This window comes from Pseudonocardia xinjiangensis (assembly GCF_012911925.1).
Classification (GTDB): Bacteria; Actinomycetota; Actinomycetes; order Mycobacteriales; family Pseudonocardiaceae; genus Pseudonocardia; species Pseudonocardia xinjiangensis.
The window spans coordinates 26,616-37,970 of the sequence record NZ_JAAXKY010000065.1 but is presented as its reverse complement, the minus strand read 5'-3'; the positions used below and the strand labels follow the sequence as shown (position 1 = coordinate 37,970).

General features: G+C 71.2%; 11 protein-coding genes and 1 pseudogene. 1 reads left to right on the top strand and 11 read right to left on the bottom strand.

Going from position 1 to position 11,355, the window contains the following annotated elements; all coding sequences use genetic code 11:
- The 9 genes and pseudogenes from HF577_RS19920 to HF577_RS19875 form a co-directional block, all read right to left on the bottom strand.
- Positions 1-456 (bottom strand): annotated as a pseudogene (locus HF577_RS19920) (hypothetical protein); the annotation flags it as partial.
- A complete protein-coding gene (locus HF577_RS19915; RefSeq protein WP_169397415.1) occupies positions 453-1,463 on the bottom strand; it encodes a Ppx/GppA phosphatase family protein in 1,011 nt (336 codons plus the stop codon). The pseudogene HF577_RS19920 and the gene HF577_RS19915, both read right to left, overlap by 4 nt.
- A 122-nt stretch (positions 1,464-1,585) precedes the next feature.
- On the bottom strand, positions 1,586-3,814 hold the full coding sequence (locus tag HF577_RS19910; protein WP_169397414.1) for a xanthine dehydrogenase family protein molybdopterin-binding subunit: 2,229 nt from the start codon (positions 3,812-3,814) through the stop codon (positions 1,586-1,588).
- Between the two features lie 10 nt (positions 3,815-3,824).
- Positions 3,825-4,808, bottom strand: a complete 984-nt coding sequence (locus HF577_RS19905; RefSeq protein ID WP_169397413.1) for an FAD binding domain-containing protein — start codon at positions 4,806-4,808, stop codon at positions 3,825-3,827.
- Positions 4,805-5,314: a 2Fe-2S iron-sulfur cluster-binding protein gene (locus HF577_RS19900; protein ID WP_246266724.1), complete on the bottom strand. Its 510-nt coding sequence runs from the start codon at positions 5,312-5,314 to the stop codon at positions 4,805-4,807. The genes HF577_RS19905 and HF577_RS19900 overlap by 4 nt, the downstream gene beginning before the upstream one ends.
- Before the next feature lie 743 nt (positions 5,315-6,057).
- Complete coding sequence (locus HF577_RS19890) at positions 6,058-6,747, bottom strand: response regulator transcription factor (RefSeq protein WP_169397411.1); 690 nt, start codon at positions 6,745-6,747, stop codon at positions 6,058-6,060.
- Positions 6,744-7,973 carry a sensor histidine kinase gene (locus HF577_RS19885; RefSeq protein WP_169397410.1) on the bottom strand — a complete coding sequence of 410 codons (1,230 nt, stop codon included), beginning with the start codon at positions 7,971-7,973 and terminating at the stop codon, positions 6,744-6,746. The genes HF577_RS19890 and HF577_RS19885 overlap by 4 nt, the downstream gene beginning before the upstream one ends.
- A 153-nt stretch (positions 7,974-8,126) precedes the next feature.
- Entirely contained in the window at positions 8,127-8,870 is a 744-nt protein-coding gene (locus HF577_RS19880) for a phosphoglyceromutase (RefSeq protein WP_169397409.1), read from the bottom strand.
- Positions 8,871-8,920: 50 nt separating this feature from the next.
- Complete coding sequence (locus tag HF577_RS19875) at positions 8,921-9,442, bottom strand: MarR family winged helix-turn-helix transcriptional regulator (protein ID WP_312859247.1); 522 nt, start codon at positions 9,440-9,442, stop codon at positions 8,921-8,923.
- Between the two features lie 50 nt (positions 9,443-9,492).
- On the opposite strand from HF577_RS19875, the gene HF577_RS19870 reads away from it, so the two are divergent.
- Positions 9,493-10,029, top strand: coding sequence for a VOC family protein (locus tag HF577_RS19870; protein WP_312859246.1), 537 nt, complete (start codon positions 9,493-9,495; stop codon positions 10,027-10,029).
- Between the two features lie 9 nt (positions 10,030-10,038).
- On the opposite strand, the gene HF577_RS19865 is transcribed toward HF577_RS19870, so the two are convergent.
- Complete coding sequence (locus HF577_RS19865; RefSeq protein ID WP_312859245.1) at positions 10,039-10,794, bottom strand: GntR family transcriptional regulator; 756 nt, start codon at positions 10,792-10,794, stop codon at positions 10,039-10,041.
- A gap of 66 nt (positions 10,795-10,860) precedes the next feature.
- Positions 10,861-11,313, bottom strand: a complete 453-nt coding sequence (locus HF577_RS19860; protein ID WP_169397407.1) for a MarR family winged helix-turn-helix transcriptional regulator — start codon at positions 11,311-11,313, stop codon at positions 10,861-10,863.
- Positions 11,314-11,355 lie beyond the last annotated feature (42 nt).

The following is an 11,355-nucleotide window of genomic DNA, read 5'->3' as shown; positions in this document are numbered from 1 at the left end:
GGGTTCGCGGGACTGGGGTTCGCGCCGCTGGGGTTCGCGCGGTTGGGGCTCGCGGGACTGGGGCTCCCACGGCTGCTTCTCACGCGGCTGGGGCTCCCACGGCTGCTGTTCGCGGGGCTGGGCCTCCCAGGGCTGCGGCTCACGCGCCCGGCGCTCCCGCGGCTCACCGGCGGACTCCCACGGCTGCGGCTCCCGCTCCGGCTGCCGGTGCGACGCCGGCTGGGCAGGCGACGGCACGCGTTCCCGCAACATCGACCGGTCGGGCTCGCCCGGCTGCCACTGCGCCGCGAACGACCCGGAGCCGTTGCTCGACGGGGGCGGCGGCGCAGCCTCCTCACCCGGTACGTCGTCAGCGGCACGACGGCGACGGCGACGTCCGGTCGCACCGGTGTCGCCGTGCTCGGCGAGCAGCTCGGCGACGGTGCGCTGACGCGGGTGGTCGGTATCGGAACTCATCCAGTCCACCGTGCCTCGTACGAGGTCAAGCTACCAAGTCCACCCAGGGCTTCCTGCGCCGAGCGGTCTATACGGGACATTCCATCGAGCGTGTCGAGTCTGCGGAGAATGACACCCTCCCGCAACGCCCACGGGCAGATCTCGAGCTGGGAGACCTGTAACGCCCGCATCGCCGCCTCGGCGACCAGTGCCCCGGCCACCAGCTGATGGGACCGGCTGGGGCTGACGCCCTCGAGCTCGGCCAGGTCGCCGGAGGACATCCGGGTGATGAACGCGGCGAGCTGCCGCAACCCCACCCGCGTGAGCACCCGGCGTGCCCGCGGACCAGCACTCGAGGGTGCCGCGCCCGTGAGCCGGGCCAGTGAACGGAACGTCTTGGACGTGCCGACGGCGAGCTCCGGCTCCCCGGCCCGGCGCAGCCGGCGGGCCACGGGAGCGAGCTGGGCGTCGACGTGCTCACGGAGCCGGTCGATCTCGTGGCGGGACGGCGGGTCGGAGTGGAACCACTGACGGGTGAGCCGTCCGGCGCCCATCGGCAGCGACTCGGCGACGTCGGCGTGCTCGTCGAGCCCGGCCGCAAGCTCCAGCGACCCGCCCCCGATGTCGAGCACGAGCAACCTGCCCGCCGACCAGCCGTACCAGCGACGCACGGCGAGGAAGGTGTAGCGGGCCTCGTCCTCGCCCGGGAGCACCTCGAGGGAGACCCCCGTGCGGTGGCGCACCTCGGCCAGTACCGCCGAGGAGTTCGTGGCGTCGCGCAGGGCCGAGGTGGCGAACGCGAGCAGGTCGGCGCAGCCGGCTTCGGCCGCCGCGGCGCTCGCCCGCTGCACGGCTCCCACCAGTGCCTCGGCACCTGCCGCGGTGAGCGCGCCCGCCGGATCGAGGTGCTCCGCCAGCCGCAGTTCGACCTTGTCCGACGTCATCGGCGTGGGGTGGCCACCACGATGCGCGTCCACCACGAGGAGGTGGACGGTGTTGGAACCGACGTCAAGCACACCGAGGCGCACGTGATCAGGCTACTGCGCGCACGTGACGTACTCGTGACCGAACCCGTGACAACGAGCAACGAACAGTCACCGGTAGCCACCATCGGCTTCCGTTCATGCCTCTGACGTCGGCGTCTGCTGCGTCAGACCTCGGTGAGCGGCAGACCCGGCAGCACCTTCTCGATGGTGATCGGAAAATCACGCACGCGAACCCCGGTGGCGTTGAACACCGCGTTGGCGACCGCCGCACCGGCCCCGCAGATGCCCAGCTCGCCGAGTCCCTTCACGCCGAGGACGTTGGCCTTGTCGTCGAACCCGTCGAGCATGACGGCGTCGATCTCGGGAATGTCGGCGTGGACGGGCACCAGGTACTGCGCGAGATCCCGGTTGACGAAGCCGCCGGACCGCATGTCCACCACCCCCTCTTCCGCGAGGGCCTGGCTCACGCCCCAGATCATGCCGCCGATCAGCTGCGAGCGCGCCGTCTTGGCGTTGAGGACGCGCCCCACCGAGAACACGCCCAGCATCCGCCGGAGCCGGATCTCGGCGGTGTCGGCGTCGACGCCCACCTCGGCGAAGTGGGCGCCGTAGGTGTGGATCGCGTACGCCCCGTAGTTCGGCTCCTCCGTCAGCAGGACGGTCTCCCCTTCCGCCTCGAGGCCTTCGGGACAGTTGCGCGTGACGATCTCGCCGAGCGCCTCGGACGCGCCGTCGATGCTCACGCTCCCGCCCGAGAACACCGCGCCTGCCGTGTCCAGGCCGTGCAGCGGGGAGCGCACATCGCTGCTCGCCGCGGCCAGCAGCTTCTCCCGCAGCGCCGTGCACGCGTGATGGACCGCGGTGCTCGAGTTGCCTGCTCCCCACGATCCGCCGGAGCCCACGCTGGGCGGGAACTCGGAACGGCCGAGCTCGACCCGCACCCGGTCGGGCGGCAGGCCGAGCCCCTCGGCCGCCACCTGCGTCAGGATGGTGTAGGTCCCCGTGCCGATGTCGGTCATGTCCGACTCGACGACGGCGATCCCGTCCGGCCCCAACCGCACCGCCGCCTTGGTCGGGCCTTGCAGGTGCACCCGGATGGCGGCGGCCACGCCGTAGCCGACCAGCCATCGCCCGTCGCGTCGACGCGCGGGCTCGGGAAGGCGCCGCTCCCAGCCGAACCGGTCGGCCCCGTCGCGCAGGCACTCCACCAGGTGCCGGTCGCTGTACGGCACGCCGCGCTCCGGATCGACAGTGGGCTCGTTGCGGATCCGCAGCTCGACCGGGTCCATCCCCAGCGCATGGGCCAGCTCGTCCACCGCCGACTCGACCACCAGGAGACCGGGCGCCTCGCCGGGCGCGCGGACGTCCTCACCGCGCAGCACGTCGAGCGGTACCAGCCGGGTACTGGTCAGCCGATTCGGTGCGGCGTAGAGGCTGCGGGTGGCGGTGGCGGTCGGCTCGATGAACTCCACGTGCCGGTTGGTGTGCATCGTGACCTCGTGCGCGATCGCGACCAGCCGGCCGTCGCGCTCCGCACCGAGCCGGACCCGCTGACTGGATGTGGGACGCACGCTGACGGAGCTGAACATCTGCTGCCGGGTCAGCGCCACCTTGACCGGCCGCTGCAGAGCCCGGGCGGCCATGGCCGCCAGGATCGTCTCGCCGTGGATCCTCAGCTTGGAACCGAAACCACCGCCGACGTACTGCGTGACGACGTGAACCCGCTCCGGGTCGAGCTCGAGGGTGGCCGCGATCGAGGCACGAGCCGCGTCGACGATCTGGCAGCTGGTGTACACGACCAGGTCGTCGCCATCCGGTACCACCAGGCACGCCGGCGGCTCCATCGGCTGGGAGAACTCGTACGGCGTGGTGTACCACTCGTCGACCTGGACCTCGGCGGTCCGGAGCCCGGCGTCGACATCGCCCACCGCGGTGTCGGCCGGGATGCCGAAGATCAGGCTCTCCGGCGCGTACGCCTGGTCCTGGCAGGCCGCGAAGTCGTAGGACCCCTGCTCTGCGGCGTACTCGACATCGACGAGATTGGCCGCCGTCCGCGCCTGCTCGAACGTCGCGGCGACGACCAGCGCCACGGGCTCACCGTGATGATGGACATCGGGCGAGCTGAGCGTGGGATAGGCGCGCCAGTACTCGAAGGGGACGGACAGGTCGCGGGCGCCCTGCGCCGGCGCGTTCTGGTGGGTCAGGACCAGGTGCACGCCGGGGGAGCTCTCGACGCGTGTGGTGTCGATCCCGGTGATACGTCCTCTGCCGATCGTCGCCCCGACGACGAAGCCGTAGAGGGGCTGGTCGCCGTCCCGGAACTCGTAGGCGTACGTGGCCCCGCCGGTGACCTTCAGCGGGCCGTCGACGCGGTTGAGAGCCTGTCCGATCATCGTGGCCTCCTCAGCTCGCCTGGGCCGCCTGCACGAGCGTGCGGCAGAGCGTGCGCCGGGCCAGGTCGATCTTGAAGTCGTTCTGGCCCTGCCCGACGGCGTCGCGCATCGCCGTCTCGGCGGCGGCGCGGTAGGTGGCCATCGTGGCGGGACGGCCCGTCAGGGCGGCCTCGGCATCCGCGGACCGCCATGGCTTGTGCGCCACGCCGCCGAACGCCACGCGGGCACTGCTGATCGTCCCGCGGTCCGTGGCGACGATCGCTGCCACGGAGACCAGCGCGAACTCGTAGGACGCGCGGTCGCGCACCTTGCGGTAGAGCTGCCGACCCGGCGGAGGCGGGGGCAGGATCACCGCCGTGATCATCTCGCCCGGCCGCAGAACGGTCTCGACATGCGGCGTGTCACCCGGCAGGCGATGGAAGTCCGCGATGTCGACGCGGCGCACGGACCTGTCGGCGTCGAGCAGCTCGATCTGGGCGTCCAGCACGCTCATCGCGACGGCCATGTCCGAGGGGTTGGTGGCGATACAGGAGTCGCTGGCGCCCAGTACCGCGTGTATCCGGTTGAACCCGCCGATCGCCGAACAGCCGGAGCCGGGATCCCGCTTGTTGCAGCCGGCGGCCGTGTCGTAGAAGTAGGGACACCGGGTGCGCTGCACCAGGTTGCCGCCGACGGACGCCTTGTTGCGCAGCTGCCCCGAGGCGCCGGCCACCAGCGCCTGGCTCAGCACCGGGTACCGGGTACGCACCCGCGGGTCGGCCGCCACGTCCGAGTTCGCCGCCTGGGCACCGATCCGCAGTGCGCCGTCCTGCAGCTCGTCGACGTCGGCCAGGGGCAGCCTGCTGATGTCCACCAGATGGCTCGGCCGCTCGATCTCGAGCTTCATCAGATCGAGCAGGTTGGTGCCGCCGCTGATGAACGTCGCACCCGGTCTGGACGCGGCGGCGCACGCGCCCGGCACATCCGTCGCCCGCTCGTAGGTGAAGGGCCTCATGTGGGGCCTCCCTCGGCGACGACCCGGATGGCCGCGACGATGTTCGGGTAGGCGGCGCACCGGCAGACGTTGCCGCTCATCCGCTCGCGGATCTCCTCATCGGTCAACGCGATCTGCGAGGACGACACGTCTGCCGTGGCATGGCTGGGCCAACCGGCCGCCGCCTCGGCGAGCATGCCGACGGCGGAACAGATCTGACCCGACGTGCAGTAGCCGCACTGGAAGCCGTCGCACTCGACGAATGCCGCCTGCAGGGGGTGCAGGTGCCCGGGCTCACCCAGATCCTCGATCGTCACGATCTCGTCGTCCTCGTGCATCACGGCGAGCGTCAGGCAGGAGTTGATGCGCCGACCGTTGACGAGCACCGTGCAGGCGCCGCACTGCCCGTGGTCGCATCCCTTCTTGGTGCCCGTCAGTCCCAGATGTTCCCGCAGCGCGTCGAGCAGCGTCGTGCGCGTATCCACCTCGAGATCCCGCTTGGTCCCGTTGATTCTCAAGGTGATCATCGAGAGTTCGGGGATGTCCCGCAGGCCCGGTTCGATGTCGGTTTCGTCCGCCTTTGATGTGGTCAACACCGTCCTCCTTCTGGCCGCGATCCACCGCAACATCACGAACTCCGTGATCTGCGCGATCGGATCTTGCCCGAATGGACGTCGCCGATTGTGGCCACGCCACGACGACGACTCAGGGTCTCCCAGAAGGCCCTCATATCGCTAGAGCCGCGCGCCAGAATCAGGTTTTAGGCGCAATTCGGGGTGATCGTATCGACGTGGCTGGTCCGGATGAATGGCTCCGGTCCTTCGTTCAGCCGCGGGTGAGTACTCCGGCTGCGTCGTCCCGGACGTGATCGCGTCGCTCGACGCCGGGTCGACCGCCGTCCGAGTGATCGGGGAACGACACCGTCACCCGCCGGCATCCGGGCGGTCCCCGCGGGACGACCCGTCCACCCCGAAAGTCGCCGTGCCGATCCGGTCGGCGTGCCGGGTGTGATCGAACATGACGTGATGGTTCGCCCATATCCGCCCCACCAGCATGAACGTACTGGCTAGGACAAACACGACGGCCACAGCACCAGAAGACCAGCGAGGAGGTTTCGCGTGCCTTCCGGCGGAAAGATCCCCGACGGTCCGGCCATCGGCGCCGTCAATCACCCCACCAATTCCGATCACCGAATTCGTGCGGAGGATCCGGGAGTCGGAGGAAACGGCAGGAAAGGCGGTCGCTCGGTCAGGGCCGTCTCGGCCGGCTGTCAGCCCTCGAACTTGTACCCCAGGCCACGGACGGTCACCAGGTGCTTGGGCGCCGAGGGGTCGGCCTCGACCTTGGAACGCAACCGCTTCACGTGGACGTCGAGGGTCTTCGTGTCACCGACGTAGTCGGCACCCCAGACCCGGTCGATCAGCTGTCCGCGGGTGAGCACCCGGCCGACGTTGCGCAGCAGGTACTCGAGCAGGTCGAACTCCTTGAGCGGCAGCGCCACGTCGTCGCCGTTGACCGACACGACGTGCCGCTCGACGTCCATCCGCACCGGGCCGGCCTCCAGCACGCCGGGCAGGCCGTCGACCTCGGTGGCGCCCTCGCCACCGCGGCGCAGGACGGCGCGGACGCGGGCGATGAGCTCCCGCGCGGAGTAGGGCTTGGTGACGTAGTCGTCGGCTCCGAGCTCGAGGCCGACGACCTTGTCGATCTCGCTGTCCCGGGCCGTGACCATGATCACCGGGACGGTGGAGCGGGTGCGGAGCGCCTTGCAGACGTCGGTGCCGCTCATGCCGGGCAGCATGAGGTCGAGCAGCACGATGTCGGCGCCGTTGCGGTCGAACTCCTCGAGCGCGTCCTGGCCGGTGGCGGCGACGGCGGTGGTGAACCCCTCCTTGCGGAGCAGGAACGCGAGGGGGTCGGCGAACGACTCCTCGTCCTCGACGATGAGCACTCTGGTCATGGCATCCTCACAGCTCCCCCGACGCGGTCGGGCAGTTCGGCTGGCCGCCGGGCAAGGTCGGCCGGGGTGGTGGTGTCGATGGCTTCGGCGCCGGTCTCGTCGTCGGGCTCGGCGTGGACGGGCAGCCGCATGGTGAAGGTCGACCCGGTGCCGGGGCTGCTCCAGAGCCGGACCTCGCCACCGTGGTTGGCGAGCACGTGCTTGACGATCGCGAGGCCGAGGCCGGTGCCCCCGGTGGCGCGCGAGCGGGCCGGGTCGACGCGGAAGAACCGCTCGAAGACCCGCTTCTGGTGCTCGGGGGCGATGCCGATGCCGCGGTCGGTGACGGCGATCTCCACCCAGTCGCCCTCCCGGCGCCGTGAGACCGAGACCGAGGCCTCGGGCGGGGAGTAGGCGATGGCGTTCTCGACGAGGTTCGACAGCGCGGTGACGAGCAGCGTCAGGTCTCCCTCGACCTCCAGCCCGGTCGGGCGGTCGACGATGATCTCGATCCGCGCGGACTCGGCGGAGAGCCGGGAGCGGGCCAGCGCCTCGCGCACGACCTCGTCGACGTCGACGACGCCCATCTCGGGCAGCCGCTCGGCCCCGGTGAGCCGGGAGAGCGCGATCAGCTCGGTGACGAGGTTGCCCAGGCGGGTGGCCTCGTTGAGGATCTTCGTGCCGAACCGGCGCACCTCCACCGGATCGTCAGCGGCGTCGAGCACCGCCTCGGCCAGCAGCCCGACGGCGCCGACCGGGGTCTTGAGCTCGTGGCTGACGTTGGCCACGAAGTCCCGCCGGGTGGCCTCCAGCCGCACCGCGTCGGACGTGTCGCCCGCCTCGACCATGCTGAAGCCGTCGCCGAGCGGGCGCACGTGGGCGAGCACGGCAGCGGGCTCGCGGCCGCGGTGGTCGAGCGGCGAGAGGTCCACGGCCATCGACGACCCGGACTCCAGCACCTGTTGGCAGGCGGCGGCCGCGCGGGCATCGGGGCGCCCCAGCCGGACGACGCCGAGCTCCACGGCGCGTCCGTTGTGCAGCACCACCTCGCCGCCGCGGTTCAGTACCGCCAGTCCCTCGTCGGCCGACCGGAACACCCGCTGCAGGAGGTCCGCCATGGGCGGGCCGGGAACGGGTTCCGCTCTGGCCGGGGTGGCGTCATCGCCCCGGCGGCCCCATCGGACCCCGAGCACGAGACCGAGCACGAGCGCTCCGGCCGCGATTGCCACGCACAGCAGCGCGTTCACGACGGCATCGTAGGCAGGATCGTCACGCCCGAGCGCTGTTCATGCGCTGGTCGTGATGCTGCCGACTCCACAGATCGACAGATTTCGGCCGTCGTTCACAGCTCGTTCACCCGGTCGAGAACCAGACACGGGTGGCCCGGACCCGGACCGTGGTCAGCGTCCCTGTGCCGCCACCGCCGCGGCGGCCGTGGCGGCGGCCTCGGGATCGAGGTAGGTGCCACCGCGCACAGTGGGCTGCAGGTCGTCGTCGAGGTCGTAGCGCAGCGGGATGCCCGTGGGGATGTTCAGCCCCACGATGTCGGCGTCGGAGACCCCGTCGAGGTGCTTGACCAGTGCGCGCAGCGAGTTGCCGTGCGCCGCGAGCAGCACGACCTTGCCGGCCTGCAGGTCGGGCACGACCGCCGACTCCCAGTAGGGCAGGAAGCGGGTGACGACGTCGGCCAGGCACTCGGTGCGCGGCAGCTCGATGCCCTGGTAGCGGGGGTCGCCGTCCTGGCTGAACTCGGATCCGGGCTCGATGAGCGGCGGCGGCACGTCGTAGGAGCGGCGCCACTCCATGAACTGCTCCTCGCCGAACTCGTCCAGCGTCTGCTTCTTGTTCTTGCCCTGCAGCGCGCCGTAGTGCCGTTCGTTGAGGCGCCAGTCGCGGCGCACCGGGATCCAGTGCCGGTCGCAGGCGTCGAGCGCGAGGTTGGCGGTGGAGATCGCGCGGCGGAGCAAGGAGGTGTGCACGACGTCGGGCAGCAGCCCGGTCTCCCGCATCAGCTCGCCGCCGCGGCGGGCCTCCTGCTCACCCGTCTCGGACAGCGGCACGTCCACCCATCCGGTGAACAGGTTCTCGGCGTTCCACACGCTCTGGCCGTGTCGCAGCAGCACCAGTGTTCCCATGGACGGCAACTCTGCCAGGCGTGGTCGACGATCACGTGACCACGGTCAGGGGCCGACGGTCAGTCGTCCCGGTGCTGCTCGTACTCCATGATCGCGTGCAGCAGCGCCTTGCCGCGGCGCTCCATCGGGAGCCCGGAGAGGATGGCGCCGCAGATCTGCCGCAGCTGGATGACCTGCTCCGGCGTCAGGCGGTCGAACACGGCCTCGCGCACGCTCCGGACGTGGCCCGGCGCCGCGGTGGCGAGCGCGGCGAAGCCCTCCTCGGTGAGCTCGGCCAGGGTGCTGCGCCGGTCGTCGGGGCACGGAACCCGGCGGATCCAGCCGTTGGCCTCGAGCCGGGCCACCGCGTGGGAGAGCCGGCTCTGCGAGCTCTGCGTCAGCGCGGCCAGGTCGCTCATCCGCAGCTTCCGCTCCGGGGTGTCCGAGAGCATGGCGAGGATCTGGTAGTAGGCATGGGACATCGACGAGTCGCGCTGCAGCTGCCGGTCCAGCGCGGCCTCGAGGAGCGTCGTCGTGGCCACGTAGGACAGCCACGTCTTCAGCTCATCAGCCGAAAGCCATCGATCCTCGTCACTGTCCACCAACCTAGGGTACCTAGAAGTTGAACCCTCACATTTCCTGGCGTACCGTCATGTTCGACACAGACTCGTCGGAGGACCGGATGCCCGTCCAACGTCTCAACCACGCCGTGCTCTACGTGCGCAACCTCGAGCGGAGCGTGCGCTTCTACACCGAGGCACTGGGCTTCCGCGTCGTCAACCACATGCCGGGCCGGGCAGCCTTCCTGCAGGCCGAGGCGTCCACCAACGACCACGACCTGGGCCTGTTCCACCTCGGCAGCAGCGCGGGAGCGTCCCCGGCCGGCCGCAGCACGGTGGGGCTGTACCACCTGGCCTGGGAGGTCGACACCCTCGGCGAGCTGAAGCGGATCGCCGGCGTGCTCAGCGAGCACGGCGCACTGGTGGGGGCGTCGGACCACGGCTCGACCAAGGCGCTCTACGCCCACGACCCCGACGGTCTCGAGTTCGAGGTCAGCTGGCTCGTCCCGGCCGACCGGCTCACCGCGGACGACACGATCAAGACCGTCGCACTGGACATCGACGCCGAGATCGAGCGGTACGGCGAGCAGACGCAGGGCGGCGTCGGCGTCTCGTTCGCCGCGGGCTAGTGCGGCGGCTCAGGCCCCGTCCATCCGGTAGCCGTCCCGCGCCGAGAAGCGCGCGGTGACGCTGAACCGGTCGGCCCGGACGAGGGTCTGCCGCCACTCGACGGGCCGCTCGGCGGCACAGCCGAGCCGGTCGATCATGAACGCGGCCACCCCGGGACCGATGCCGAGCAGCTCGCGCTCCACATGGCTGGGCACCACCGCCCGCACCCGCTCGCTCCCGCCGGTGACCCGCACCCCGCACCGGGACGCGTAGACGGTGTAGAGGGCGGTGCGGCTGAAGTCGACGTCGAGCAGGGGTGCGGCCAGCCGTTCCGGCAACCAGACGCGGTCGACGGCCAGCGGGTCGGAGTCGGCGAAGCGCAGGCGCTCCAGGTGCACCAGCGGCGTCGACTCCTCCAGCCCGAGCCGGGCGGCGACCACGCCGTCGGCACGCACGTCGAGGGTGCGCACGACGCTGCGCTGCACCTGGCCGGTGGCCTCCACCGCCGAGAACAGGCTGAAGATCTCCCCGAGCGGCTGCTCGATCTCCGCGGGCTGCGCCCGGCGCGGGGTACGGCCACGACCGGCGATGACGAGCCCCTCGTCCCGCAGCCGCCGCACCGCCTCGCGCACGGTGTGCCGGCTGACGCCGTACTCGGAGACCAGTGCCAGCTCACCGGGAAAGGCGACGGTGAACTCGTCGCGCTCGAGGCGGCTGCGGAGGTCGGCCAGCAGCTGCGCCCACAGCGGCTCCCCGGCGAGGCGGTCCAGGGTGCGGGCCGTCACGCCGGACCTCCCGGTGCGGGCGGTCGGGAGACGGGTGTCGCGTAGCTGCTCATGCGGGGTGGGCGCTCAGCCCGCGGCCGAGCGGAGCCGCCCGGCCAGCCCGTGCAGCAGCTCGCGGAGTGCGGCGCTCTCCGCGCGGCCCAGCCCGGTGGCCAGCCCGACCTGCTTCTGCGTGCTGACGACGTCCTGCTCCAGAACGTGGCCCGCCGGCGTGAGCGCCACCAGCACCGAACGCTGGTCGTCGAGCTGCCGGGTGCGCCGGACGAACCCGAGGGCCTCCAGCCTCTGCAGCAGCGGGGAGAGCGTGCCCGTCTCCAGCTGCAACGCCTGCCCGATTCCGCTGACGGTGGTGTCGCCGCGCTCCCAGAGCACGAGCATCACCAGGTACTGCGGGTAGGTCAGCCCGATCGTGTCCAGCAGCGGCCGGTAGTAGCCCGTCATGGCGCGGGAGGCCGCATAGAGGGCGAAGCACAGCTGCTCGTCGAGGGGTGTCGACCGCTCCGGTGCACGCTGTGCCATGCCTCCACCGTATGCCGCCGGATACGTCCCCGGCACCCCACG

Bases quoted from the DNA above. Each gene is read 5' to 3' on its own strand.
- HF577_RS19910 (WP_169397414.1), bottom strand. From the start codon at position 3,814: ATGATCGGACAGGCTCTCAACCGCGTCGACGGCCCGCTGAAGGTCACC.
- HF577_RS19905 (WP_169397413.1), bottom strand. From the start codon at position 4,808: ATGAGGCCCTTCACCTACGAGCGGGCGACGGATGTGCCGGGCGCGTGC.
- HF577_RS19900 (WP_246266724.1), bottom strand. From the start codon at position 5,314: ATGATCACCTTGAGAATCAACGGGACCAAGCGGGATCTCGAGGTGGAT.
- HF577_RS19890 (WP_169397411.1), bottom strand. From the start codon at position 6,747: ATGACCAGAGTGCTCATCGTCGAGGACGAGGAGTCGTTCGCCGACCCC.
- HF577_RS19870 (WP_312859246.1), top strand. From the start codon at position 9,493: ATGTTCGACACAGACTCGTCGGAGGACCGGATGCCCGTCCAACGTCTC.
- HF577_RS19860 (WP_169397407.1), bottom strand. From the start codon at position 11,313: ATGGCACAGCGTGCACCGGAGCGGTCGACACCCCTCGACGAGCAGCTG.